This is a genomic window from Streptomyces sp. NPDC055506, from assembly GCF_053643595.1.
Map to the genome: position 1 here is coordinate 1 of NZ_JBSHKH010000130.1, position 23,317 is coordinate 23,317.

Annotated in this window: 22 protein-coding genes and 3 pseudogenes; 11 read left to right on the forward strand and 14 right to left on the reverse strand. The window is 71.7% G+C overall.

The genetic code is table 11. From position 1 onward, the window contains the following. Together ACWIF2_RS33410 and ACWIF2_RS33415 are read right to left on the reverse strand one after the other, a co-directional pair. Nucleotides 1-664: pseudogene (locus ACWIF2_RS33410) on the reverse strand (ABC transporter permease); the annotation flags it as partial. Continuing rightward, nucleotides 661-1,434: an ABC transporter ATP-binding protein gene (locus tag ACWIF2_RS33415; protein WP_454364640.1), complete on the reverse strand. Its 774-nt coding sequence runs from the start codon at nucleotides 1,432-1,434 to the stop codon at nucleotides 661-663. The gene ACWIF2_RS33415 and the pseudogene ACWIF2_RS33410, both read right to left, overlap by 4 nt. 111 nt (nucleotides 1,435-1,545) lie before the next feature. On the opposite strand from ACWIF2_RS33415, the gene ACWIF2_RS33420 reads away from it, so the two are divergent. Both ACWIF2_RS33420 and ACWIF2_RS33425 read left to right on the forward strand, forming a co-directional pair. Further along, entirely contained in the window at nucleotides 1,546-2,718 is a 1,173-nt protein-coding gene (locus ACWIF2_RS33420) for a sensor histidine kinase (protein WP_454364641.1), read from the forward strand. Then, nucleotides 2,697-3,356 (forward strand): response regulator, encoded by a 660-nt coding sequence (locus ACWIF2_RS33425; protein ID WP_454364642.1) that lies wholly within the window; start codon nucleotides 2,697-2,699, stop codon nucleotides 3,354-3,356. The genes ACWIF2_RS33420 and ACWIF2_RS33425 overlap by 22 nt, the downstream gene beginning before the upstream one ends. Here the strand turns inward: ACWIF2_RS33425 and ACWIF2_RS33430 are convergent. Both ACWIF2_RS33430 and ACWIF2_RS33435 read right to left on the reverse strand, forming a co-directional pair. Continuing rightward, nucleotides 3,341-3,811, reverse strand: coding sequence for an ABA4-like family protein (locus ACWIF2_RS33430; RefSeq protein WP_454364643.1), 471 nt, complete (start codon nucleotides 3,809-3,811; stop codon nucleotides 3,341-3,343). The genes ACWIF2_RS33425 and ACWIF2_RS33430 overlap by 16 nt on opposite strands. Beyond that, nucleotides 3,808-4,719, reverse strand: a complete 912-nt coding sequence (locus ACWIF2_RS33435) for a hypothetical protein (protein ID WP_454364659.1) — start codon at nucleotides 4,717-4,719, stop codon at nucleotides 3,808-3,810. The genes ACWIF2_RS33430 and ACWIF2_RS33435 overlap by 4 nt, the downstream gene beginning before the upstream one ends. Nucleotides 4,720-4,913: 194 nt before the next feature. Between ACWIF2_RS33435 and ACWIF2_RS33440 the strand changes: the two genes are divergently transcribed. The 4 genes and pseudogenes from ACWIF2_RS33440 to ACWIF2_RS33455 form a co-directional block, all read left to right on the forward strand. Further along, nucleotides 4,914-5,546 carry a MerR family transcriptional regulator gene (locus ACWIF2_RS33440; protein ID WP_454364644.1) on the forward strand — a complete coding sequence of 211 codons (633 nt, stop codon included), beginning with the start codon at nucleotides 4,914-4,916 and terminating at the stop codon, nucleotides 5,544-5,546. A 52-nt stretch (nucleotides 5,547-5,598) separates the two neighbouring features. Further along, a complete protein-coding gene (locus ACWIF2_RS33445) occupies nucleotides 5,599-5,919 on the forward strand; it encodes a GYD domain-containing protein (RefSeq protein WP_454364645.1) in 321 nt (106 codons plus the stop codon). Nucleotides 5,920-5,951: 32 nt separating this feature from the next. Next, nucleotides 5,952-6,239, forward strand: a pseudogene (locus ACWIF2_RS33450) (DUF7134 domain-containing protein); the annotation flags it as partial. Then, a pseudogene (locus ACWIF2_RS33455) lies at nucleotides 6,239-6,388 on the forward strand (peptidase); the annotation flags it as partial. The pseudogenes ACWIF2_RS33450 and ACWIF2_RS33455, both read left to right, overlap by 1 nt. Before the next feature lie 108 nt (nucleotides 6,389-6,496). On the opposite strand, the gene tnpA reads toward ACWIF2_RS33455, so the two are convergent. Continuing rightward, on the reverse strand, nucleotides 6,497-6,925 hold the full coding sequence (tnpA, locus tag ACWIF2_RS33460; protein WP_454364646.1) for an IS200/IS605 family transposase: 429 nt from the start codon (nucleotides 6,923-6,925) through the stop codon (nucleotides 6,497-6,499). A 23-nt stretch (nucleotides 6,926-6,948) separates the two neighbouring features. On the opposite strand from tnpA, the gene ACWIF2_RS33465 reads away from it, so the two are divergent. Then, nucleotides 6,949-8,271 carry an RNA-guided endonuclease InsQ/TnpB family protein gene (locus ACWIF2_RS33465; protein WP_454364647.1) on the forward strand — a complete coding sequence of 441 codons (1,323 nt, stop codon included), beginning with the start codon at nucleotides 6,949-6,951 and terminating at the stop codon, nucleotides 8,269-8,271. Between the two features lie 144 nt (nucleotides 8,272-8,415). Here the strand turns inward: ACWIF2_RS33465 and ACWIF2_RS33470 are convergent, their stop codons facing one another. From ACWIF2_RS33470 to ACWIF2_RS33480, 3 genes are all read right to left on the reverse strand, one after another. Beyond that, entirely contained in the window at nucleotides 8,416-9,096 is a 681-nt protein-coding gene (locus tag ACWIF2_RS33470) for a response regulator transcription factor (protein WP_454364648.1), read from the reverse strand. Further along, on the reverse strand, nucleotides 9,093-10,328 hold the full coding sequence (locus ACWIF2_RS33475; RefSeq protein WP_454364649.1) for a sensor histidine kinase: 1,236 nt from the start codon (nucleotides 10,326-10,328) through the stop codon (nucleotides 9,093-9,095). Before ACWIF2_RS33475 ends, ACWIF2_RS33470 begins: the two co-directional genes overlap by 4 nt. A 107-nt stretch (nucleotides 10,329-10,435) precedes the next feature. After that, a complete protein-coding gene (locus ACWIF2_RS33480) occupies nucleotides 10,436-12,646 on the reverse strand; it encodes an MMPL family transporter (RefSeq protein ID WP_454364650.1) in 2,211 nt (736 codons plus the stop codon). 348 nt (nucleotides 12,647-12,994) lie between these two features. On the opposite strand from ACWIF2_RS33480, the gene ACWIF2_RS33485 reads away from it, so the two are divergent. Further along, on the forward strand, nucleotides 12,995-13,198 hold the full coding sequence (locus ACWIF2_RS33485) for a cold-shock protein (protein WP_003991681.1): 204 nt from the start codon (nucleotides 12,995-12,997) through the stop codon (nucleotides 13,196-13,198). A 162-nt stretch (nucleotides 13,199-13,360) separates the two neighbouring features. Beyond that, a complete protein-coding gene (locus ACWIF2_RS33490) occupies nucleotides 13,361-14,797 on the forward strand; it encodes a DEAD/DEAH box helicase (protein WP_454364651.1) in 1,437 nt (478 codons plus the stop codon). Between the two features lie 205 nt (nucleotides 14,798-15,002). On the opposite strand, the gene ACWIF2_RS33495 is transcribed toward ACWIF2_RS33490, so the two are convergent. From ACWIF2_RS33495 to ACWIF2_RS33505, 3 genes are read right to left on the reverse strand one after another with little or no spacing between them, the layout of a single operon-like run. Next, nucleotides 15,003-16,583, reverse strand: a complete 1,581-nt coding sequence (locus tag ACWIF2_RS33495; RefSeq protein ID WP_454364660.1) for a hypothetical protein — start codon at nucleotides 16,581-16,583, stop codon at nucleotides 15,003-15,005. Nucleotides 16,584-16,615: 32 nt separating this feature from the next. Then, nucleotides 16,616-18,409, reverse strand: coding sequence for a flavin-containing monooxygenase (locus ACWIF2_RS33500; protein ID WP_454364652.1), 1,794 nt, complete (start codon nucleotides 18,407-18,409; stop codon nucleotides 16,616-16,618). A gap of 50 nt (nucleotides 18,410-18,459) precedes the next feature. Next, nucleotides 18,460-19,230 (reverse strand): SDR family NAD(P)-dependent oxidoreductase, encoded by a 771-nt coding sequence (locus tag ACWIF2_RS33505; RefSeq protein ID WP_454364653.1) that lies wholly within the window; start codon nucleotides 19,228-19,230, stop codon nucleotides 18,460-18,462. A gap of 173 nt (nucleotides 19,231-19,403) precedes the next feature. Here ACWIF2_RS33505 and ACWIF2_RS33510 point away from each other — a divergent pair, with 173 nt between their 5' ends. Beyond that, nucleotides 19,404-20,024, forward strand: a complete 621-nt coding sequence (locus tag ACWIF2_RS33510) for a TetR/AcrR family transcriptional regulator (protein ID WP_454364654.1) — start codon at nucleotides 19,404-19,406, stop codon at nucleotides 20,022-20,024. 18 nt (nucleotides 20,025-20,042) lie between these two features. Here the strand turns inward: ACWIF2_RS33510 and ACWIF2_RS33515 are convergent, their stop codons facing one another. From ACWIF2_RS33515 to ACWIF2_RS33525, 3 genes are read right to left on the reverse strand one after another with little or no spacing between them, the layout of a single operon-like run. Further along, nucleotides 20,043-20,420, reverse strand: coding sequence for an aromatic-ring hydroxylase C-terminal domain-containing protein (locus ACWIF2_RS33515; protein WP_454364655.1), 378 nt, complete (start codon nucleotides 20,418-20,420; stop codon nucleotides 20,043-20,045). Between the two features lie 45 nt (nucleotides 20,421-20,465). Beyond that, the gene (locus tag ACWIF2_RS33520) at nucleotides 20,466-21,923 is read right to left on the reverse strand and encodes a cytochrome P450 (RefSeq protein WP_454364656.1); all 1,458 of its coding nucleotides are present in this window, start codon (nucleotides 21,921-21,923) and stop codon (nucleotides 20,466-20,468) included. Next, nucleotides 21,920-22,879 (reverse strand): SDR family NAD(P)-dependent oxidoreductase, encoded by a 960-nt coding sequence (locus tag ACWIF2_RS33525; RefSeq protein WP_454364657.1) that lies wholly within the window; start codon nucleotides 22,877-22,879, stop codon nucleotides 21,920-21,922. The genes ACWIF2_RS33520 and ACWIF2_RS33525 overlap by 4 nt, the downstream gene beginning before the upstream one ends. 54 nt (nucleotides 22,880-22,933) lie before the next feature. On the opposite strand from ACWIF2_RS33525, the gene ACWIF2_RS33530 reads away from it, so the two are divergent. After that, nucleotides 22,934-23,317, forward strand: a 384-nt coding sequence (locus ACWIF2_RS33530) for a nuclear transport factor 2 family protein (RefSeq protein WP_454364658.1), incomplete at its 3' end; no start/stop codon positions are given.

A 23,317-nucleotide genomic window follows, 5' to 3' on the forward strand; every position in this document is an offset into this window, starting at 1 on the left:
GGGTCAGGACCGTGCCGTCGCCGCCGGTGACGCGCCGCGCGGCGTCCGCGACCCGGGTGGTGCCGGTGCCGGGTTCGAGGACCAGGCCGATGGCCCGTACGCCGCCCGCCAGTCGGGCGGCCTTTCCGTCGGTGACGTAGTAGCCGGGGCCGTCCAGCGTCCCGGACACCGAGAAGCGCTCGGGCCCGCGCGCCGTCAGCACCGTGACCGGCTCGCCCGGCCGGTGCCCGAGGGAAGCGTCCACGACGATCTCTCCCGTCGTGGCCGGCGGCCTGCCCGCGCTCAGGCCGTACGAGGCGAGCGCCGCGGACGACCAGGGGTGGCCCTGCCGCTCGCCCTTGCGCTGCTCGCTGCCCGGCGCCTGTGCGTAGAAGGACCGGTCCGGCACCGCGGCGGCCACTCCCGGCAGTTCGGCGAGCTTCCGTCGCAGTTCCTCGGCGCGCTCCGGTGCCCACGGCGGGTTCTCCGTGAACACCCCGCCGGTCCGCTCCCCCGCCGGGCTCTGCACCAGCACCGGCGCCCCCGCGAGCCGCCGCGGCACACCCGTACCGTCCGACAGCAGAACCAGCGCGCTCATCGTGACGACCGCGACGCCCAGCGCCACGGCCACGAAGGACCCCAGGAAGGAGGTCCACCGTTCCCTCGCCGTCGCCAGGCTGATCACGGCCGCACCTCCAGGGCGGCCGTCCGCGCCGCGATCGCCTCGGCGCCCTCGGCACCCGGCAGTTCGTCCGCGAGCCGGCCGTCGGCCAGCAGCAGCACCCGGTCCGCGTAGGCCGCCGCGGCCGGGTCGTGCGTCACCATCACGACCGTCTGCCCACGGCTGTCCACCAGGTCGCGCAGCAGCCGCAGCACGACCCGCGAGGCACCGCTGTCCAGCGCGCCGGTCGGCTCGTCGGCGAAGAGGACGGCGGGCCGGGCGATCATCGCCCGCGCGATCGCGACGCGCTGCTGCTGACCTCCGGACAGTTCGCTCGGCCGGTGTGCGTGACGGTCCGCGAGCCCGACCGCGCCGAGGGCCGAGCGCACCTCGTCCGCCGCCGGGCGTGACCCGGCCAGTCTCAGGGGCAGTTCGACGTTCTGCGCTGCGGTCAGGGCCGACACCAGGTTGAACGCCTGGAAGACGAACCCGACCCGTTCCCTGCGCAGCACCGTCAGCGCGTTCTCGTCAAGACCGCCCAGTTCCGTACCGTCGATCAGCACCTCCCCCGTGCTGGGCCGGTCGATGCCCGCCGCGCAGTGCAGCAAGGTGGACTTGCCGGAACCGGAGGGGCCCATGACGGCCGTCATCGTCCCGGCCGCGAAGTCGAGGGTCACGTCGTCGAGGGCGGTGACGGCGCGCTCGCCGGAGCCGTAGCGCTTGGTCACCGACCGGAGCCGGACGGGGAGCACAGTCGAAGTGCCGTGCCGGGTGGTTGTGTTGGTCGTGGTCATGCCCTCAAGGCAACGGCAGCGGCACCGCCCGGCACATTGCCGCACGGGCGAGAGCCGATACTCCACCTGGCACTACTGCCCTGGCCGCCCCGCGCCGCTACGGTCGACCGCGTGACCACGCCCCGAACCGTCCTGGAGGCCCTCACCCACGGCCCGTTGGGCTTTCTCCGCACCCGCTGGCCGTGGCGCGCACTGGGGTACCTGCTGTCCGGCGGGGTGTTCGCGACCGGCGTCTACCTCGGTGTCGGCGGGCTGTTCAGCGCACCCGTCGGCCCCGTCGCCAGGGTGCTCTGCGCGGGGGCCGTGCTGGTCTTCGCCGCCGCCCTCGCGGGGCCTCTGGAGCGGCGCCGGCTCGCTCTCGTCGACACCGGCGAACGGCCGGAGGCCCCGGGCGGTCCACGGGCCGTCGGCTATGGCGTCGTGTCGGTCCTGGCCGTCGGCTGGATGGACCTCGGCGTCGTCCTGGTCTCGCTCGGCATCCCGGGCTTCCTGCTCCTCGCGCCCTTCCAGCCCACCGCCACGACCTGGCAGGCCGTGGCCGGTCCGTTCGCGGGCGCGCTGCTGCTGCCCGTGGCCGCGTACCCCGTCGCCGCGTGGGCCGGCGTCCGCGCCACCGTGACCCGTGCGGTGCTCTTCCCGAGGGACCGCGAACTGCGCGAGGTCGTACGGTCCAGGGCCCGCCTCGTCGACGCCTTCGAGACCGAACGCCGCCGCATCGAACGCGACCTGCACGACGGTGCCCAGCAGCGCCTCGTCGCCCTCACCGTGAAGCTGGGCCTCGCCGGCCTCGACCTGCCGCCCGGCAGCGCGGCGGCGAAAGAGGTCGGCGAGGCCCATGCCCTCGCCAAGGAGGCGCTCACCGAGCTGCGTGAACTGATCCGGGGCATCCATCCGCAGATCCTCACGGAACGCGGACTGCCCGCCGCCGCCCGGGACATCGCCGGACGCTGCCCGGTCCCCACGGACCTCGACCTCGACCTGCCCGGCCGGCTGCCGGCCACCGTCGAGCAGACGGCGTACTACGTGACCGCCGAGGCCCTCACCAACGTCGCCCGGCACAGCGGCGCCGACCGCTGCCGCGTCACCGCCCGCTGCCACGGCGGTGTGCTCCGCCTCGACATCGAGGACAACGGCTCCGGCGCCGCCGACCCCGCCCGCGGTACGGGCCTGATCGGCCTCGCCGACCGCATCGCCGCCGCCGACGGCAGAATGCTCCTGTCCAGCCCGCCCGGCGGGCCCACACTCCTCAGGGCGGAGATCCCGTGCGGCAGTCACTGCGCATAGTCATCGCGGAGGACGCCGTCCTCCTGCGCGAGGGTCTCGTCCATCTGCTCCAGCGCTTCGGCCACCGGGTCCTCGCCGCCGTGGGCGACGGCCCCGCGCTGCTCGACGCCGCCCGGGAGCACCGGCCGGACCTGGTGATCACCGACGTCCGGATGCCACCCGGCCAGACGGACGAGGGACTGCGCACGGCACGTCTGCTCCAGGCCGAGCAACCCGGCCTCGCGGTCCTCGTCCTCAGCCAGTACGTCGAGCAGACCTTCGCCGACGAGCTCCTGGACGACCGCCGCGGCAGCGTCGGAACGGGCTACCTCCTCAAGGAACGCATCGGCGACGTCGAGGAGTTCGCCGACGCCGTCACCCGCGTGGCCGCCGGGGCGACGGTCGTCGACCCCGAAGTCGTACGCCAGCTCCTCGCCCGCCGCCGCGACCCGCTGGACCGCCTCACGCCCCGCGAACGCGAGGTACTCGCCCTCATGGCCGAGGGCCGCTCCAACGCGGCGATCGCCCGCCGCCTCGTCGTCACGGACGCCGCCGTCGCGAAGCACATCGCGAGCATCCTCCAGAAGCTCGACCTGCCCCCGTCGGCGCCCGACGACCACCGCCGCGTACTGGCGGTACTGGCCTATCTCCGGGCCTGACCCGGAACCGGCCCGCCGCTCAAGGACCTCGGCCCGGCCCGCCGCATCCTCACCGCCCGCACCCCCAGAAAGACCAGGAACCCGAACGGCGACAGCAGCACCGTGAGAACCAGCAGCGGCCCCATCAGCAGGGCGGAGATCTCCAGCCGTCGGCTCTCCCGGTACATCCACTGGCCGATCAGCAGATCCCAGGCGATGACCTGCGCCCAGACGGCTCCGGCGCCGTCGGGGAGGGCTGTGAGGTCGCGGAAGGTGTCGAGGTCCGGGCTGCTGACCGCGCTCCACAATTCGGGAAAGACCGGGACCGCGAGCGCGAGATACACGAGCAGGACCGGCACCACGGTCAGCGGTGACCCGGCGACGCGGGCGGTCGGTCCCCATCCCGGCGCGAAGATCATGAGCAGCCAGACGGGTGCGGCCAGCAGGAAGGACAATTCGAAGAGGAATCCGGTCATGGCAAGAGGTCCTTCGGGGCGGGAGCGGCTTCGGGTGCGGTGGCCCCGGGCGCGGGGGACGTCCGCAGGGATCCGTACGTCCCGAGGGCGACGGCCAGCAGGATCAGGCCGGCCGCCCCGAGCGTCGCTCCGTCCGGGCCGGTCAGCGGCCGACCGCGCAGCGCCTGCCACAGGAGCAGCGCGAAGACGGCGGCGTACGCGCCCGAGGCGAGCAGTACGAGGCGCAGCCGCACCCGGTCGTCGGCCAGCCGGGCGAACCGCGGGGCCAGAAGGCCGAGCAGCATGACCAGCAGCGGCAGGAGCTGGAGCGCGTGCATGCCGACGAAGTGCGGGATCCGCAGATCGCCGCCGGTGGTGGACCAGCCGGTCAGCGGCATCGAGGGGCCCCCGTCCGGCACGCCCACGCTGTGCGCGCCGACCACCTTGGAGACGCCGCGCCGCTGCCCGGGCGCCGGCTGGGTCATCAGGAAGCCGACGGCGGCCCCGGTCAGCGCCAGGAGGATTCCCGAGCGCACGGCCCAGGCGGAGGCCCGGTCGGCGATGCGGGCCCGGAGCAGCAGCACGGCCACGACGAGCGTGCCGGCCCACAGGATGACGACCGTGACGGCCATCGCGTTGAACAGCGCCTCGTCGAACGGTGTCGCGTGGTTGAAGTGGCTGCGCTTTCCGCGGACGACCTGCCCGGTGATGATCACCATCTCGACGAGACTGGCCAGCGCGACGACGGTCCCCGCCCACCAGCCCGTGCGCCGGCGGCCGGGGAGGAGCGACAGCATCCAGGCGAGGGAGAGGCCGTACGCCACGAACGAGACCGCGAACTTGAACGGCTTGGCCCAGATCGGCGCCCCCACGAGGACGCGATCGTCGACCAGGAGCCCCACCGCGGACACGACCGCCAGCACCGCCATCGCGGCCGAGAACAGCACCAGCGGCCGATGCCAGGACGACGTATGTGACGTGCGTAAGAGCACCACCATGCCCACCCCTCCCGTGAATGGATAGCGGCACTATCCGCTATCCGATAGCTGAACTATCTATCATGGGAGCCGGGTCGGCAAGGGCCGACGGGCGGGCAGGCGGAAAACCGAGGAGTGAACCGGCGTTGCGTATCGGAGAGTTGAGCCGGAAGACCGGGGTGCCGGTGCCGACGATCAAGTACTACGTCCGCGAAGGCCTGCTGCCCGCGGGCGAACTGACCAGCCGGAACCAGGCCAGCTACGGCGAACCGCACGAGCGCCGGCTGCACCTGATCCGCGCCCTGGCCGAGGTGGGCGGCATGAAGGTGGCCGGGATCGCGGAGGTCCTCGCGGCCGTCGACGACCCGGAGCGCCCGCTGCACAAGGTGCTCGGATCCGCCGCGCACGGCGTGGCCGGGCCGGACGGCGAGCACGACGACGCCGAGTCGGCGGCCGCCCGAACCGCCGTCACCGACCTCATCTCCCGGCGGGGCTGGCGCACCCACCCGTCGAACCCCGCGGCCGCCGACCTGTCCGAGGCTCTCGCCGCCATGGCCAGGCTGGGCCACGGCGCCTTCGCCGATCTGCTCGACACCTACGCCGACGCCGCCGAACAGGTCGCCCGCGCCGACCTCGAGTACGTGGACCGGCACCTGGCGATCGAGGAGAAGGTGGAGGGCGTGGTGATCGGCACCGTCCTGGGCGAGGCGATCCTCAGCTCGCTCCGCCGCCTGGCCCACGTCGACGCGTCGGCCAGGCTGTATGGCGCGGGCGAGTGAATGCGGCGGCCGCGCCGGTAGCGGCCGGGGTGCCCCCGGGAAGGCATGCCCCATGCCGAAGTTCCTCATCCAGGCCACGTACACGCCCGAAGGCACCAAGGGGCTGCTCAAGGGAGGTGCCAGTGGGCGGCGGGCTGCCGTCGAGCAGGTCGTGTCCGGTCTCGGGGGGCGGGTCGAGGTCATGTACTTCGCCTTCGGGGCGGACGACCTCGTGATGGTCATCGACTTCCCCGACGCCGTCTCCATGGCCGCCGTCAGCCTCACCGTCAAGGCCAGCGGTGCCATCCAGTCGCGGGCGACCCCGCTGCTCACCGTCGACGAGATCGACGAGGCCACCCGCCGGCAGGTCGCGTTCCGCGCTCCTGGGGCGTAGGCGGCCGTCGGGGCGCACTACCTTGTGGAGGCATGGGGGGCATACGCAGGGACCCGCGAGGGTGGTGGGAGCAGGCGCGCGCGTTGACGGCCGCCAATCCGCTCGTCGTCGACATCGGCATCGCGCTGCTCGTGCAGTGCGCGACGACCATGCCGTTCGTCGTGCCGCGTGCGGCCGGGGCGCCGCCCGCGACCTGGGGTGCGTACGCGCTGAGCACGCTCACCGTGCTGCCCCTGGTCTGGCGGCGGCGCGCTCCCGTCGCCGTGCTGTTCGCGATGCTGGCCGCCACCGCGCTGTACGGACTGGCCGTGGACGGGCCGACTTCAAGACCGGGAAGCGGGCCGCGTACGCCTCGGGCCTGTCGATGAAGGTGCTGGGCGGGCGTGAGGTGTGGGGCAAGACGGGCGGGCGCTGGGGGTACAACGCGGCCATCGCCGGCACCCGCAACGGCTCCCGCACTCTCGTCCACCTTTGATCTTGCGCGGTGCTCCCCCGTTCACGGGGGAGGTGAAGCGCATCTCGATACTGCTCTGACCTCGGTTTTGGGTACGGATCTGCGCTGTTGGCCGCAGCCAGGTCACACGGGGCGCTGCTGGTTCTCGATGTACTGGCGTACGACGGTCAGCGGTGCCCCGCCGCAGCTTCCGGCGAAGTACGAGCCGGACCAGAAATGTCCGCCCCACAAGTACCGGCGGACGTGCGCGTCGTACTCCTTGCGCAGGTAGCGGGAGGAGACGCCCTTGAGGGAGTTGACCAGTCTGGAGAGCTGGACCTTGGGCGGATAGTGCACCAGGAGGTGCACGTGGTCCTCTTCGCCGTTGAACTGCTTCAGCTCGGCCTCGAAGTCCTGGCAGACCTCCCGCATGATCTCCTCGCACCTGGTCAGCATGGCGTCCGTCATGGCCTTGCGCCGGTACTTGGTGACAAACACCAAGTGGACATGCAGGTTGTGGACGACGTGACGGCCAGTGCGTACATCGGGATTCGGATTCCACCGCGGTGACATGAGCCAAACGGTATCGTGATCGAGTGACCACGGAACGTGCAGGAGAGAAGCGGCAGTTCGGGCATCGTGCCCGACTCGCGCTGACCCCTGCGCAGATCCGGCTCATGGACGACCAGGCGCACGCGGCCCGCACCCTGTGGAACCTGCTGCACGACTGGTGGACGATGCTCCCCAGGGACAAGCGTTCCCTGGCCACGGCGGACACGGCGATCCGCCAGGCCCGAGGCGAGATCGACTGGCTCGCCGTCCTGCCCGCCCAGGCCGCGCAAGCGGTACTGAAGACGTATTTCCAGGCATGGAAGAACTGCTGGGACGGCCGCGCCGACGCGCCGAACTTCAAGGCCCGCCTGCGCACGGTGATGTCCGTGGACATCCCGCAGGGCCGGGATCTGAACATCACCCGCGTGCACCGCCGCTGGGGCATGACCAACATCCCAAAGATCGGACGGGTCCGGTTCCGCTGGACCAAGGACCTCCCCGTGGGCAAGCGTGCCGACAAGGAGAACCGGATCACCGGGGCACGCCTGGTCAAGGACGCACTCGGCTGGCACATCGCCTTCCGCGTCCAGACCCTCCAAGCCAGGCCCGGGCCTCACCAGGGAACCGAGGTCGGCATCGATGCCGGGGTGAACCTGCCCCTCGCCCTCTCCGACGGCGACCACCGCGACCACGGCCGCCCGCCCCGCCTCCCCGACGGGACAGCCGACCGGGACAAGTGGCTGAACCCGCGGGAGAAGGCCAAACTGCTCGGCCTCGAACAACGCGCCGCCCAGCGCAAGCAGCACCGCCGGCGCGGGGAGAAGACCTCCCGCCGCCTGCGGCATACCTACGACCAGATCAAGCAGCTCCGCGCAACAGCCACGCGCCGCGCCGTTGACTGGCAGCACAAGACCACCACCAGCATTGCCAAGCGGTACGGCACCGTCGTGGTCGAACAGCTCCACATCAAGAACATGGTCAAGTCCGCCAGGGGCACCATCGACAACCCCGGCAGGAACGTCGCGCAGAAGTCCGCCCTGAACCGCTCCATCAGCCAAGAGGCATGGGGCCGCACCGTGACGATGCTGACGTACAAGACCGCCCGTCACGGCGGCACCCTGCACAAGGTCCCCGCCCCCGGCACCTCCCTGCGCTGCTCAGCCTGTGGTTTCACCACACCGGGCAGCCGCCAGGACCAGGCCACGTTCGTGTGCAAGAACCCCGACTGCGGATGGTCCGGCAACGCCGACTGGAACGCAGCCCGGAACATCCTGCACCTGTACCGGACGGGCCACGCGCTCATCCCGGCTGCCGGGAGGGCAGTCGTCAGGCGTCCCCGTGGCGTCAAGCCCGCCACCGCAAGGTAGGCAGGAATCTCCCTCGTTCACGAGGGAGAGCACTTCAAAGCGTCAACTCCACCGCCGACCGCCGCCGACGCCAAAGGCCAGGACATGAACAAGGTGGCCGAGGCCGTCATGGTGGCGACCTACGGCAGGCCGTAGCGGCCCCCCTCACCCCGCGGGCGGCGTCGCCCGCACCAGCCCCGTCTGGTAGGCGATGACGACCAGCTGCGCACGGTCGCGGGCGTTCAGCTTGGTCATGGCCCGGTGGATGTGGGTGCGCACGGTCAGCGGGCTGAGGGTCAGGTCCTCGGCGATCTCGGTGTTGGACCGGCCTTCCGCGGCCAGGGCCATCACCTCGCGTTCGCGGACCGTGAGGTCGGCGAGGCGCTCCGGCGGTGCCAGCTGGGTGCCGGCGGCGGGGGCCAGCAGGAAACGGGTGATGAGGGAGCGGGTGGCGGCGGGCGAGAGGAGGGACTCGCCGGAGGCCACCGTGCGCAGCCCCGTCAGCAGGGTGTCGGCGGTGACGTCCTTGCCGAGGAAGCCGCTGGCACCGGCGCGCAGGGCCTCGGCGACGTAGTCCTCGGTCTCGAAGGTGGTCAGGATGAGGACGCGGGTGGCGGACAGCTCCGGGTCGGCGCAGAGGGTCGCGGTGGCGGTGAGGCCGTCGGTGCCGGGCATGCGGATGTCCATCAGGACGATGTCGGGGCGGTGGGCGCGGGTCAGCTCCACCGCCTCGGCGCCGTCGGAGGCCTCGGCGACCACCTCCATGTCCGCGCAGGAGTCGATGAGGATCCGGAACGTGGCCCGCAGCAGGGCCTGGTCGTCGGCGAGCAGCACCCTGATGGTCATGGCGTGGTTCCTTCCGCGAGATCGGTGGAGGGCTGCAGCGGCAGCGCGGTGGTGACCTCGAAACCGCCCTGGGGGCGGGGTCCCGCGCACAGCTCGCCGCCGATGGAGAGAGCGCGTTCGCGCATGCCCATGACGCCGAAGCCGCGCCCCTTGGCCGCCTCCGGTTTGCTGGGGCCCTCGTTGAGGACCGTGATCAGCAGCCGGGAGTGGGTGTACTCGAGACGGACGTGGGCGGCCTCGGCGGCGGCGTGCTTGGTGACGTTGGTGAGGGCCTCCTGCACGATCCGGAAGGCCGTCAGATCCACGCCCGGTGAGAGCGACTGCGGCTCCCCTTCCGTGGAGACGGTGACCTGAAGGCCCGCCGACTCGCACGCCGCGACCAGCTCGGGCAGCCGGCCCAGGCCAGGGGACGGTTCAAGACCCGGGGAGCCGGGGGCGTCGTCGTTGTCACGCAGCAGGCCGAGCGTGGCCTTCAGCTCCCGCAGCGCGGAGGACGTGGTGCCGGTCAGGTCGGTGAGGATCTTCTGGGTCTGCTCGGGGTTGGTGAGGGCGAGATGCGCCGCCGTGCCGGCCTGGGCGTTGGCCAGGGCCATGTGGTGGGCGACCACGTCGTGCAGCTCCCGGGCGATGCGCATCCGCTCCTCGGTGACGCGCAGGCGGGCCTCCTCCTCCCGGGTGCGCTCGGCGTGTTCGGCGCGGGCCTGCACCGACTGGAGGTAGGCGCGGCGCAGCTGGGTCGTCTTGCCCGCGGCGAGGGGCAGCAGCAGCCAGAAGATCGGGCCGATCGTCCTGAGCAGCAGCGAGATGTGGTTCATGGAGTCGGAGAACACGGCCGCGAGCGTCACGGCCACCACGATGGTGAGGCCGTAGACGCGGGTGGACTTGGGGTCGGTGAGCGCGGCCAGCCAGTAGAGGGCCGCCATCATCGGCGCCAGCAGCAGGGGCGTGACCAGATAGCCGAGCGCGATCGCGGCCACCGTGCAGCCCCCGGCCACGACGACGCAGGCGCGCGGGTGCGTGCGGTGCTTGAGCAGCACGAGACACGCCACGCCCGAGAGGGCGGTGGCGGTCATGTCCTGGTCCGGCGGGGCGGCGCCGGGCATGGTCAGCGAGCCGCCGAGGGCCGTGCAGCCGAGCAGCGCCAGGACCATCGCCAGGTCGATGAGGAAGGGGTGACGTGAGGAGAACTCCTCGAGGCGGTCCGCGTAGCGCCGCTCCAGGCTGATACTCATCGGCTCTCCGGTCGGTGGGACTGGGACCATCGTGGTCGACTCCGGGCTGGAACGCCCGAGGGGCCGCCCGTGTCCTTCGCCACGGGCGGCCCTGGTGGGGGGGTGGGTCAGGTGCGCGCCGGTTCCAGATCGGGCGTGCCCTCCGGGGCCGGCTCCGTCCCGGGCCGGCGGCTGAGCGCCTCTCCCTCCACGTCCACGCGGGGCAGCACGCGGTCCAGCCACTTCGGCAGCCACCACGCCTTGTCGCCGAGCAGGGCGAGCACGGCGGGCACGATCGCCATCCGTACGACGAAGGCGTCGAAGAGGACGGCGGCGGCGAGCCCGAAGCCGATCATCTTGATCATGGAGTCGTTCTCGCCGATGAACCCGGCGAACACCGCGATCATGATCAGGGCCGCCGCCGCGACCACGCGGGCGCTGTGCCGGAAGCCGGAGGTGACCGCCTGCGCGGGCGACTCGCCGTGGACGTAGGCCTCCCGCATCCGGGAGACGAGGAACACCTCGTAGTCCATCGCGAGGCCGAAGACGATGCCCACCAGGAAGATCGGCATCAGGCTCATGATCGGTCCGGTCTGCTCCACGCCGAGGAGCTCCGCGCCGTGGCCCTGCTGGAAGACCACGACGACAGCGCCGAGCGAGGCCAGCACCGACAGCAGGAAGCCGAGGGCCGCCTTGAGCGGGACGAGCAGCGACCGGAAGACCACCAGCAGCAGGACGATCGCCAGACCGACCACGACGATCAGATACGGGATCAGCGCGGCCTGCACCTTCTCGGAGATGTCGATGTTCAGCGCGGTGGTGCCGGTCACCTCGTAGCTCGCGCCGGTGCCGGACTCGATGCCGGGGCGTTCGTCCCGGATGGTCGTCACCAGGTTCTTGGTCTTCTCGTCGGTCGGCGCGGTGGAGGGCACCACGGAGAAGACGGCGGTGTCGCCGGCGTCGTTGAAGCGCGCCGGGGAGACGGACACGACGCCCTTCGTGGCGCCGATCTCCTTGGCGATCGAGTCCGCGGCCCCCTTGGGGTCGGCGGCGCCCTTGCCGTCCACGACGATGGTCAGCGGCCCGTTGAAGCCCGGCCCGAAGCCCTCGGCGAGCGCGTCGTAGGCCCGGCGCTCGGTGGTGGAGGTCGGCTTGGCCTCGTCGCCGGGCATGCCCAGCTGGAGGTCGGCCGCGGGCAGCGCGAGGGCGCCGAGGCCGACGACGCCGAGCAGCAGGACGGGTATGGGGCGGCGCAGGACGAACCGGGCCCAGCGGGCTCCGCCGTTGGTCTCGGTGCTCTCCTCGATCCGGCCGCTCTTGCGGGCCCGGCGCGGCAGCACCGCGTTCGGCCAGAAGCCGAGGAACGCCGGGACGAGGGTCAGTGCGATCAGTACGGCGATGACGACGGCGCCCGCGGCGGCCAGGCCCATCTTGGTGAGCATCGGGATACCGACCACGGCGAGCCCGGCCAGCGCGATGACGACGGTGAGCCCGGCGAAGACCACCGCGGACCCGGCCGTGCCGACGGCCATGCCGACCGCCTCCTGCGGCGCGGCGCCCTTGGCGCGTTCCTCCCGGTAGCGGGAGACCACGAACAGGGCGTAGTCGATGCCGACGGCGAGGCCCAGCATCATCGCCAGGGTGCCGGTGGTGGTGGACAGGCCGAGGGCGCTCGCCAGGGCGAGGATCGTGGCCATGCTGACGCCGACGCCGATGACGGCGGTCAGCAGGGGCAGCCCGGCGGCGGCCAGGGAGCCGAAGGTGACGAGGAGGACGACGGCGGCGATGGCGACGCCTATCACCTCGGCCATGCCGCCCGGCCCGGTCTCGTCGGCCAGCGCGGTGCCGCCCGCCTCGACCGTCAGCCCGGCGTCCCGGGCCCCCTCGATGGTGTGCTCCAGATGGGTCCGGCTGGTGTCGGTGAGGTCGGTGGCCTTGACCTTGTAGGTGACGGTCGCGAAGGCGGTCGAGCCGTCCTTGCTGATCGTCTTCGCCTGGAACGGGTCGACGGCGCTCGCGACCTGCGTGCCGTCGCCCAGGCCGGACACCGCCTTCTCGATGGCCTCCTTGTTCTCGGCGGCGGTCACCTTCTCGCCGCCCGGCGCGATGAAGACGACCCGGGCGGTCGCCCCGTCGGCCGTGGCGCCCGGGAAGCGCTGTTCCATGAGGTCGAACGCCTTCTGGGACTCGATGCCGGGCATCGAGAACTCCTCGTCGGCGGCACCCGGCGCCTTGAGGGCGCCGAGCCCTACGGCGGCCAGGACGGCCGCCCAGACCAGGGCGACGTACCAGCGTCGCCGGAAGGCCAGACGGCCCACTCGATACAGGAAAGTTGCCACGGCAGCAGGTCTCCACATCCGGTGTCGATCGTCCGCCAAGCGTGTCCGTGACAAGGCCCCCGCGTCGTCGTGCGGCTGCCGACAATCCGGACTACTCAGAACGCAGTACGAGCGGGCCGACGGGTCCGCCTCGGGTACGACATTCCCGGGCCTCGCGAGGCGACCTGTGCTACCTTGGCTGGCGTTGCAGTTTTGGTTCCCAGAGACTTCGAGTGCTCTATCGACCTCCGTCGACGAGCACTCTTTTTGGTTTCCGAAGGTTTTCGGATCTCTTGAGGGTGATCATCTCGGCGACTCCGAGTCCGTAAAGTGCGGATCTCGGTTACTGCCCTCAAAAGGAGATTCAGTATGGCAACTGGCACCGTGAAGTGGTTCAACTCGGAAAAGGGCTTCGGCTTCATCGAGCAGGAGGGTGGCGGCCCGGACGTGTTCGCCCACTACTCGAACATCGCCACCTCCGGCTTCCGTGAGCTTCAGGAAGGCCAGAAGGTCACCTTCGACGTCACGCAGGGCCAGAAGGGCCCGCAGGCCGAGAACATCGTTCCCGCCTGACGCTGACGCGTTCGACGTGATCGGGGCCCGCACCCATGTGGTGCGGGCCCCCGCACGTTTCATTCCCTACCCGGCTCATTCTTGCGAATCCTGGTGCGGCCCCCAGAGGCCGTCTGACCTCCGGGAATTCCCCGATACGTGCCGCATCGAGGAAGGATCCCCTTGGATCGCACCGCTCGCAAGAACAACGGCTCGTCCCACTCCCGCAGGGCGGGGGGCGGCCGGAACAACTCCTCCCGTTCGGCCGGTGCCGGCCGCGGCACCCCCCGGCGTCGTACGGCGCCCGGCGGCGAATTCGCGCCGCCCGCCACCATCACCCCGGCCCTGCCCGCCGTCGAGGCGTTCGCCGACCTCGACCTGCCCGATCGCCTGCTGACCGCGCTGCGCGCCGAGGGCGTGGTGGAGCCGTTCCCGATCCAGGCGGCGACGCTGCCGAACTCGCTGGCCGGGCGTGACGTCCTGGGCCGCGGGCGTACAGGGTCGGGCAAGACCCTCGCCTTCGGTCTCGCCGTGCTGGCCCGTATCGACGGGCAGCGGGCCGAGCCCAAGCAGCCGGTGGCGCTCGTCCTCACGCCCACCCGGGAACTGGCCCAGCAGGTCACCGACGCCCTCACCCCCTACGCACGCGCGCTGCGCCTGCGGCTCGCGACGGTGGTCGGCGGGATGTCGATCGGCCGCCAGGCGAGCGCGCTGCGCGCCGGTGCCGAGGTCGTCGTCGCGACGCCCGGACGGCTCAAGGACCTCATAGACCGCGGTGACTGCCGGCTGGACCGGGTCTCGGTCACCGTCCTGGACGAGGCCGACCAGATGACCGACATGGGCTTCATGCCTCAGGTGACGGCCCTGCTCGACCAGGTGCGCCCCGACGGCCAGCGGCTGCTGTTCTCGGCCACGCTGGACCGCAACGTCGACCGTCTGGTCCGCACCTACCTCCACGACCCGGTGGTCCACTCGGTCGACCCGTCCGCGGGCGCGGTCACCACGATGGAGCACCACCTGCTGCACGTGGAGGACGACGACAAGCACGCCACCACGACGGAGATCGCCGCCCGCGACGGCCGCGTGATCATGTTCCTGGACACCAAGCACGCCGCCGACCGGCTGGCCAAGAAGCTGCTGGCCGTCGGGGTGCGCGCCTCGGCCCTGCACGGCGGGAAGTCCCAGTCCCAGCGGACCCGGACCCTGGCCCGGTTCAAGGACGGCGAGGTCACGGTCCTGGTGGCCACCAACGTCGCCGCCCGCGGCATCCACGTCGACAACCTCGACCTCGTCGTCAACGTGGACCCGCCCGGCGACCACAAGGACTACCTGCACCGGGGCGGCCGTACCGCCCGGGCCGGCGAGTCGGGCACCGTCGTCACGCTGGTCCTGCCGCACCAGCGGCGCGAGACGGCCCGGCTGATGGCCGACGCCGGGATCACGCCGCGGATCACCCGGGTCCGCTCGGGCGAGGCCGAACTGAGCCGTATCACCGGCGCCCAGGCGCCCTCGGGCGTGCCCGTCGTCCTCACCCCGCCGCCCGCCGAGAACCGCCCCGCCCGCACCGGTACCGCCTCGCGCTCCCGGCGCGCCAGGCCCTCCCGGGGCCGCCGCCGCTGAACCGCCGCACGGGGCGGCACGGAGCGCGATCCGCGCTCAGTGCCGCCCCGTTCGTGTCTCCCCGTGTCGCTACGGGTCGCTCCGCGCCGGAGACAGGAGCGGTCGGGCCCGCGAACCGACGGACCGGGCGCCGTCGGACATGCCCGGCCGCTCCACTCGCCCGGCGCGGCCGGGCCCTCCGAGGCGGATGCCGCTTCGACGGGCCCTACGTGTCGCCCAACACCGGAGACAACCGCACCACCGTCCCCTCCCCATTTGCCGACAGCAGCAGGGAACCGTCCGGGGCGGTGGCGAGGCCCGCGAAGCGGTGGGCCAGGCCCGGGAGTTGGTGGGTGAAGAGGGCGGGGGCAGGGCGGGGGGCGGTGCCCGGAGGGAGGCCGACTGGTAGGGACTCGGCCGCGATACGTGCCGTGCCCGTCGTCAGGGAGAGCGACCACAGCCGGCGGTGCTCGGTGTCCACGGTGAAGAGTTCGTCGCCGTGGACGGCGAGGCCCTGCGGGGCGCCGAGCCCCTCCGCGACCGGTACCGCCTCGCCGTCGTCGATGCGCAGGATCGCTCCGCGCCGGTCGTCGCTGACGTAGCAGCGCTGCTCGGCGTCGAAGGCCACGTCCACGGGGTGGTCGAGGCCCTCGGCGAGGACGGTCACCGTGTCGGCCTCGTCGATGGCGATGACCCGGCTGGCGCCTGTCTCGGCGACGACCAGGGCGCCGTCGGACCGGGTCGCGATGCCCAGGGGCTGGTTCAGTCCGTTCGCCCTGGTCCGGGTCGTCCCGGCGGCGGGGTCGTAGGTCTGGACGGTGCCGAACTGCGAGGTGGTGTGCAGGAGTTCACCGTCGGCGGTGATGCCGTGGAAGAAGGGCTGGAGGATCTCCGTCGCGACGTCGCCCGAGCCGCCCTCGTCGGGTTGTTCCGGCCGGGCCAGCCGGTAGTGGTCGGCCGCGTACACCGTGCCGCCGAGGTCGATCGTCACGCCGTAGGGGCCGTCCAGGCCGCGGGGCACGACCGGGCGGGTGCGGCCGTCGGGACGCAGTTCCGTGATGCCGCCGCTGGCGAAGCTGGAGACGAACATGCGGTTCTCCGCGTCGAACGCGGCGTTGTCCAGGCCCGTGACCCCGCTGGTGACCAGTGAGCGCGCGCCCGTGCCGTGCAGGTCGACGCGGGTGACGATGCCCTCGGGGCCGCGGGACAGGACGTTGAGGACGCCGCCCAGGTCGAAGCGGACCGCGACCGGGTCGTGCACGTCCTCGGCGACCACCTCGGGCACCCCGCCGTCGGGCGGGATGCGCCAGACCTGTCTGCTGATCATGTGCGGGTAGTAGAGGCAGCCGTCCGGGCCCAGCTGCATCGCGTTGCCGAAGGCCAGCCCGTCGGTGAGGACGACCGGGTCGCCGCCCCCGGGGAAGAGTTCCAGCAGCCGGCCGTTCATCTTCATCTCGTTCACGAAGAGCCGGTCGCCGACGCAGGTGATGCCGTTGGGGACCCGCACCTCCTCGGAGACCAGGGTGTATTCGCCCTCAGGGCCGCGGCGCCACACCCGGCCGGGGACCAGGTCGGCGATGTACATCGAGCCGTCCGCCCCGAAGGCCAGGTCGTCGGGCGACTCGACGGGGCTGTCCATCGGGACGACGACCTCGATGTCCCCGGTGGCCGGGTCCACGGCGCTGATCTTCCCGGCCAGGAACTGGGCGACGTACAGCCGGCCGTCCGGGCCGAACGCCACGCCGTTGGAACCCCACAGCGGGTTCGGTGAGTTGAGGCGGCCGGCCCGCCGGCCGGGGCTGCGCATCTCACTCGCGTCGTACCTGCTCGAACCACCCGTCACGACCCCAGCACCTCGTCCATGCCGCCCTCCGCGCGCCAGCGCCGGATCAGCTCGTAGAACGCGACCGGGCCGTCGCCGTAGGACTCGCTGCGGGGTCTGGGCATGCCCTCGGCGTTGTAGTAGCCGGGGGTGCACTCGGACTGGAACGTGTACAGGTCCGCCGACTTCTGACGGATCGTGTCCCCCCAGGCGGCCTCCGCCTTGGCCGTCGGCTCCACGCACGGGGCCTGGCGCTTCACCGCTTCGGCGATCACCTCGGCGACATGGGTGGCCTGTTCGTCCAGGACGTGCACATAGTTCACGGAGCTGGCGCTCTGCACGGAGCCCAGCATGAACAGGTTGGGGAAGCCCCGGCTGTAGAAGCCGTGCAGGGTTCTCGGGCCGGTCTTCCGCCAGGAGTCCAGCAGGGCGATGCCGTCCCTGCCGTAGGCGGGGAGCTGCCCGGACAGCAGCCCGGAGACGCCGACCTCGAAGCCGGTGCCGAAGACGACGCAGTCCACCTCGTACTCCACCCCGCCGACCACGACTGCGTGCTCGGTGATCCGCTCGACGCCCCCGTGGTCGGCCGTGTCCACGAGGGTGACGTTCGGCCGGTTGAAGGTCTCCAGGTACAGGTCGCTGAAGGTGGGCCGCTTGCACATGTAGCGGTACCAGGGCTTGAGTTTCTCGGCCGTCTCCGGGTCCTCGACGATGCTCTCCACCCGGGCCCGCAGCTCGTTCATCTTCTGGAAGTCGGCGATCTCCTCCAGGCGTTCGCGCTCCTCGGGCGTGAGGGCGTCGTAGTTGTTGGTCGGGATGAGCTTCTGCTGGAGGCGGGCGCTGCTGGTCCAGCCGTCGGCGACCAGGTCCTCCTCGGCCCGGCCGCCCGTGACGACCGCGAGGAAGTTGTCCCTGCGCTCCCGGGCCCAGCCCGGCTTCAGCGCGTCCGCCCACTCGGGGTCCGTGGGGCGCTGTCCGCGCACGTCCACGGAGGACGGGGTGCGCTGGAACACGTACAGGTGCCGGGCGTCCCGGCCGAGGTGCGGGACGACCTGGATGGCCGTGGCGCCCGTGCCGATGAGGGCCACGCGCTTTTCGGCGAGCCCTGTCAGACCGCCGTTGGCGTCGCCGCCGGTGTAGTCGTAGTCCCAGCGGCTGGTGTGGAACATGTGCCCCTTGAAGGTCTCGATGCCTTCGATCCCGGGCAGTTTGGGCTGGCTGAGCAGGCCGGTCGCCACGACGACGTGCCGGGCGGTCATCCGGTCGCCGCGATCGGTGCCGATGACCCACACGGACTCCGCCTCGTCAAAGCGGAGTTCGCTCACCTGGGTCCGCAGACACGCGTCGCGGTAGAGGTCGAAGTGCCGTGCGATCGCCCCGGCGTGCTCCCTGATCTCCTCGCCCGGCGCGTACTTCCACTTCGGGACGTAGCCGAGCTCCTCCAGCAGGGGCAGATAGACGTAGGACTCGATGTCGCAGTGGATCCCCGGGTAGCGGTTCCAGTACCAGGTGCCGCCGAAGTCGGCACCCTTCTCGATGATCCGGATGTCCCGCAGGCCCGCCTGGCGCAGCCGGGCGGCGGCGAGCAGGCCGCCGAATCCGCCGCCGACGACCACCACCTCGACATGGTCGTGCAGGGGCTCCCTGGTGAATCCGGGCTCGGCGTGCGGGTCCTCGTCGAAGTGGCCGAACTCGCCCGCGGTACGGCGGTACTGGCGGTTGCCGTCCGGGCGGATCCGCCGGTCGCGCTCGGCGCGGTACCGCTCGCGCAGGGCGTCCGGGTCGAAGCCGAGGGTGTGGGGGGTGGACATGGTGTCCTCTTCCTCTCGTACCTCTCGCGGAGGTTGGGGGGCCAAGGCGGTCAGACGGCGGCCCAGGCGTTGTCCACCGGCAGGATGACGCCGTTGACTCCGCTCGCCGCGTCGGACGCGAGATAGACGATGGCGGCGGCCTGCTCCTCCGGTTCGCAGATGCGGCCCATGCTGACGAAGTGCCTGCCGATGACGGACGGCCCGTGGGCCTCCGGGTCGATGTGGACATCGGCCGTGATGTCGGTGGCCGTGCCGCCCGGGGCTATGGCGTTGGCGCGGATGCCCTGGTCCCGGTACATCACCGCGAGGGAGCGGGTGAGTCCGAGGACCCCGTGCTTGGAGACGGTGTACGCCGTCCCGGCCGCGCTGCCCCGCAGCGACGCCTCGGACGCGGTGTTGACGATGGCCCCGCCGCCCGCGGCGATCATGTGCGGCAGGGCGGCCCGGGTCAGCAGGAACGGCGCGGTGAGATTGATCCGCAGCGTCCGCTCCCACTCGGCGTCGGTGACGTCCGCCGTGGCGGACATGCTGTCCATGACGCCCGCGTTGTTGACCAGGATGTCGATGCCGCCGAAGGTGCCGGTCGCGGCGGTCACGACCGCGTCGGCCACCGCGGCGTCGCTCAGATCTCCCGTGACGGCGACGGCCGTTCCGCCCGCGGCCTCGATGGCTTCGACGACGCTCTTGGCGCCCTGCGCGTTCAGGTCGGCGACCACGACCTTCGCTCCCTCTTCGGCGAACCGCAGGGCGGTGGCGCGGCCGATGCCGGAGGCGGCTCCGGTGACGATGACGCTCTTGCCTGACAGACCGGTGGCTCCCATGCGGCTCCCTACGTACGGCGCGTTGGCGTGGTGTGGCTTGGTGTGGCGTCAGGCACAGTACTGGTTTTTGTCTCAGTGCGACATAAAGACGCGGTGTGCCAGTAGGTCGTTTCACGCCAGTAAGACGTGGCGCGACGTAAAATAGGGTGAGCACGGCAAGCCGAGGAGGGCGCATGGCCGGACGAGCAGGTGGTGCCATGGGGCGGCCACCGCTGACGGAGCGGCGGCGCGCCGAGACGCGTATGGAGATCGCCGAGGAGGCGGTCCGGCTCTTCGCCGCCAAGGGCGTGGCGGCGGTGACCGCGGAGGACATCGCCTCCGCCTCGGGGGTGTCGACGCGCACGCTGTGGCGGTACTTCCGCTCCAAGGAGGAGTGCGTGCGCCCCCTGCTCACCACGGGCCTGGAGCTGCTGACGGAGCATCTGCGGGAGGGCCGGGACGAGCACGGCTCACTCGCCGATGCGATCCTGAGCGTCCCGTACGACGACGACGCCACATCCCGGCTGCGGACCCTGGGCGACCTGCTCCTCCTGTGCCGTGAGGAGCCGGGGCTGCGCGCGGTGTGGCTGGAGGCGCACTACGACGCGGAGGCGACGTTCGCCGCGATGATCGCGGACCGTACGGGCCGGCCCGTCGGCGATCTCGCGGTCCGGGTGGAGGCGGGCGTGCTGAACACCGCGATGCGCATCGCGGTGGAGGACTGGGCGCTGCGGTCCGACGCGACGGCGGGACCGTCCCTGGCGGAGACCGTCAGGCGGGCGTTGCGGATGGTGGAGGCCGTCGAGAAGCACTGACCGGGCGGACCGGGCTGCTCAGGCGCCGGCCCGGGGCTCCCCGAACCAGCGCCGCAGCGCGCTGACCAGGGTGGTCTCCGGGGCCGCCTCGGGGGGCCAGGCGACATAGCCGTCGGGGCGGACGAGCAGCGGAGCGGGCACCTCCGGTGAGACCGGCTCGGCGGCCAGTACGGCGACACGGTCGTGCCATGCCCGGGCCTGCGAGGCGAGTGCGGCCTGGCCGGCGGTGTGGATCAGGACCGCGTGGCCCTCCTGCTGGAGCGTGGCCAGACGGACCGTGCCGCCGCCGTCCTGCCGCGGGCGTTCCAGGATCAGATCGGGGCAGGCGCGGCCGAGGAGACCGGCCGGCCCGGACCCCTCGAGACGGAGCCCACGCTGCCGGCCGGGACCCGGCACGGCGCCGGGCGCTGAAGCGCCGGGTGCCCCGGGCGGGTTCGGCGGCTAGGCGCCCCCCGTGCTGTAGGGGCACTTCGAGCCCTCGGTGGGTGACGCGGTGGTGGCGTGGGACGTCACCGGGGTCACGGTGTGCGGCTTGTGCTCGCGTGAGCGCAGACGGACCGTCACGTCCCGCAGGGGCCGCAGGGAGATGACGGGGGAGCCGTAGCCCAGGGCGGCGCCGGGGACGAGGTTGAGCTTGAAGCGCTGGTTGATCATCGCCACGATGATCCGCAGTTCGAGCAGCGCCATGGCGTTGCCGACGCACTGCCGCGGGCCCGCCCCGAAGGGGAAGTACGCCATGCGCGGGCGTTCCCGCACGGCCTGCGGGGTGAAGCGGTAGGGGTCGAAGGCCACCGGGTTGTCCCAGTGGCGCGGGTTGTGGTGCGAGGCGAGCGGCGAGAGCAGGATCGACGAGCCGGCCTCGATGTCGTAGCCGTCGAGGGTGTCGGGGCCGACGGCCGCCCTCGGGAAGATCCAGATCGGCGGGTACATCCGCAGGCTCTCGTCCACCACCATCCGCGTGTACGTCAGCCCGGCCGCGCTGTCCGCGTCGAGGGTGGCGCCGCCCAGCTCGCGGCCGATCTCCTCGTCCAGCTCCTCCTGGACCTGCGGGTGGTTGGCGATCGACAGCAGCGTCCAGCACAGGGACACGGCCGTGGTCTCGTGGCCCGCCAGATAGATGGTGAGCAGTTCGTCCCGCAGCTGCCGGTCGGTCCACGGCTCCCCGGTCGCCGGGTCCTCGGCCTGCTCCATCAGGGCGATCAGCGGGCCCTCGCCGGTCCGCGCGTAGTTCTCCCGGACGTCCGCGACGACCTTGTCGAAGACCTGGTGGATGTTCGCGATCTTGCGGTTGCGTGCGGTCGGCAGCCAGGACGGCAGCATCTCGGACGGGGTGCCCCGCCGGAACATCACCTCCACCACGTCGTCGACGATCCGCTTCAGCGCGGGCGCGTCGGGCTTGATGTCGTAGGCGAACAGCGAGCGGCTGAGGGTGACCAGGGTGAGCCGCAGCATCTCGGCCATCAGGTCCACCGGCTCGTCGCGCGCGGCCCTCGCCTCCCACTCGTCGAGCATCTCGGTCGTCGCCTCGACGATGTTGGGGACGATGTCGGTGACCGCGTTCTTCAGGAACACCGGCTGCACCGCCCGGCGGTGCCCCCGCCAGAACTCGCCGTCCGTGGTCAGCAGGCCCTTGCCCATGACCACGCCGAACTGCTCGTACAGCGGCCCGCGCACATAGTTGGCGTTGTTCTCCACCAGCACCCTGCGGACCGCGTCGGGGCTGGTGGCCTGGTGGACCGTCATCGGCCCGAGCCGCATCCGGACCAGCTCGCCGTGGTCGCGCTGGAGGCCGAGCAGGAACTCGGCGGTGTTGCGGCGCCACGGGCCGAGACTGCCGAGGACGGGAGCGCCCTTCGGGCCGGGGGCGGTGCGGGCAGGGGTGGCGGTGACGGTGTTCATCGAAGGTCCTTACCTGCGGGAGCGGTTCGGGTCAGGGGCGCCGTACGCCGGGGGCCGCCGCGCGGCACCGGGAACGCGCGCCGTACGAAGAGGTGGTCGAAGACCACGTCCGGGGCCAGGCGGCGCAGCGCGATGGTGCTCCGGGCGAGGAAGCCGACGGTGTAGCGGGCGCGGGGGCGGCGGGTGCGGGCCGCGCGGGTCACGACGCGGGCGACGTCGTCGGCCTGGACGGCGAAGGTGCCCGCCAGGGTGCGGCGGCTGCCGGTGTAGATGGCCTCGAAGTACTCGGCGGTGCGCTGCCGGAACTCGTCGTACACCGCGCTGACGGAGGGGAGGTTGTCCACGTACGTCGCGCCGAAGTTGGTGGTGCGCACCGGCCCCGGCTCGATGACGACGACCTTGACGCCGAAGCCGGCCGTCTCCAGCCGCAGCGCGTCGCTCAGCGCCTCGACGGCGTGCTTGGACGCCTGGTAGAAGCCGCCGCCGGGGACCGCGTAGCGGCCGAAGATCGAGGAGATGTTGACGACGGTGCCCCGCCCGGCGGCCCGCATCCCGGGCAGGACCAGCTGGCTGAGACGGGCCAGCCCGAACACGTTCGTCTCGAACTGCCGCCGCATCTCTGACAGTCCGATCTCCTCCACGACTCCGGAGGCGGCGAACCCCGCGCTGTTCACGAGCGTGCCCACCGACCCGTGCTCGGCCTCGACGGCGTCGACGGCCGCGCGCATGCTGTCCTCGTCGGTGACGTCGAGCCGCAGGGTGCGGATGCCCTCGGCGGCCAGTGGGGAGAGGGTCTCGGGCCTGCGTGCGGTGGCGTACACGGTCATTCCCGCGCGGTGCATCCTGAGGGCGCAGGCACGGCCGATGCCGGATGAGCAGCCCGTGATCAGTACCGGGCTCGGTTCTGTGGGCGAGGTCTTGGTGGGCAAGGTCTCGGTGTGCAAGGTCTCCCTCATCTTCCGTTTCGGGCGGGGCATTTCGGAAAGGAGGCGGATATGTATCACCGGATCGTGGCAGCGAAGCTGCGCAAGGCGTTTTCCGACATCAACTCCGGCAATTGGCAGTCCATGGTGGACACGCTCGCACCGGATTTCACTTATGTTTTCTACGGGGAGCACGCGCTCTCCGGTGAGCGGCATACCGTCGAATCCATGAGCCTGTGGTGGCAGCGGGTCTTCCGCCTCATTCCGGACGCGGAGTTCGAGCCACTGGAGATCATCATTTCCGGCGGCCCCTGGCTGACGAAGGTCGCCACCCGCGTCCGGATCGGCGGCCCGCTGCCGGACGGTTCCCGCTACGACAACGTGATGACGCAGTTCATGTATCTCAAGTGGGGGCGTATCACCGAGATCCACACCTTGGAGGACACCGTCGTCCTGCAGCGGGCCCTGGAC

What these genes read in the sequence shown, in the direction of transcription:
- ACWIF2_RS33500 (WP_454364652.1), bottom strand. Translation starts at nt 18,409, where the DNA reads ATGTCCACCCCCCACACCCTCGGCTTCGACCCGGACGCCCTGCGCGAG.
- ACWIF2_RS33495 (WP_454364660.1), bottom strand. Translation starts at nt 16,583, where the DNA reads ATGCGCAGCCCCGGCCGGCGGGCCGGCCGCCTCAACTCACCGAACCCG.
- ACWIF2_RS33470 (WP_454364648.1), bottom strand. Translation starts at nt 9,096, where the DNA reads ATGACCATCAGGGTGCTGCTCGCCGACGACCAGGCCCTGCTGCGGGCC.
- ACWIF2_RS33525 (WP_454364657.1), bottom strand. Translation starts at nt 22,879, where the DNA reads ATGAGGGAGACCTTGCACACCGAGACCTTGCCCACCAAGACCTCGCCC.
- tnpA (WP_454364646.1), bottom strand. Translation starts at nt 6,925, where the DNA reads ATGTCACCGCGGTGGAATCCGAATCCCGATGTACGCACTGGCCGTCAC.
- ACWIF2_RS33445 (WP_454364645.1), top strand. Translation starts at nt 5,599, where the DNA reads ATGCCGAAGTTCCTCATCCAGGCCACGTACACGCCCGAAGGCACCAAG.
- ACWIF2_RS33435 (WP_454364659.1), bottom strand. Translation starts at nt 4,719, where the DNA reads ATGGCGGTGCTGGCGGTCGTGTCCGCGGTGGGGCTCCTGGTCGACGAT.
- ACWIF2_RS33485 (WP_003991681.1), top strand. Translation starts at nt 12,995, where the DNA reads ATGGCAACTGGCACCGTGAAGTGGTTCAACTCGGAAAAGGGCTTCGGC.
- ACWIF2_RS33520 (WP_454364656.1), bottom strand. Translation starts at nt 21,923, where the DNA reads ATGAACACCGTCACCGCCACCCCTGCCCGCACCGCCCCCGGCCCGAAG.
- ACWIF2_RS33505 (WP_454364653.1), bottom strand. Translation starts at nt 19,230, where the DNA reads ATGGGAGCCACCGGTCTGTCAGGCAAGAGCGTCATCGTCACCGGAGCC.
- ACWIF2_RS33475 (WP_454364649.1), bottom strand. Translation starts at nt 10,328, where the DNA reads ATGAGTATCAGCCTGGAGCGGCGCTACGCGGACCGCCTCGAGGAGTTC.
- ACWIF2_RS33415 (WP_454364640.1), bottom strand. Translation starts at nt 1,434, where the DNA reads ATGACCACGACCAACACAACCACCCGGCACGGCACTTCGACTGTGCTC.
- ACWIF2_RS33430 (WP_454364643.1), bottom strand. Translation starts at nt 3,811, where the DNA reads ATGACCGGATTCCTCTTCGAATTGTCCTTCCTGCTGGCCGCACCCGTC.
- ACWIF2_RS33510 (WP_454364654.1), top strand. Translation starts at nt 19,404, where the DNA reads ATGGCCGGACGAGCAGGTGGTGCCATGGGGCGGCCACCGCTGACGGAG.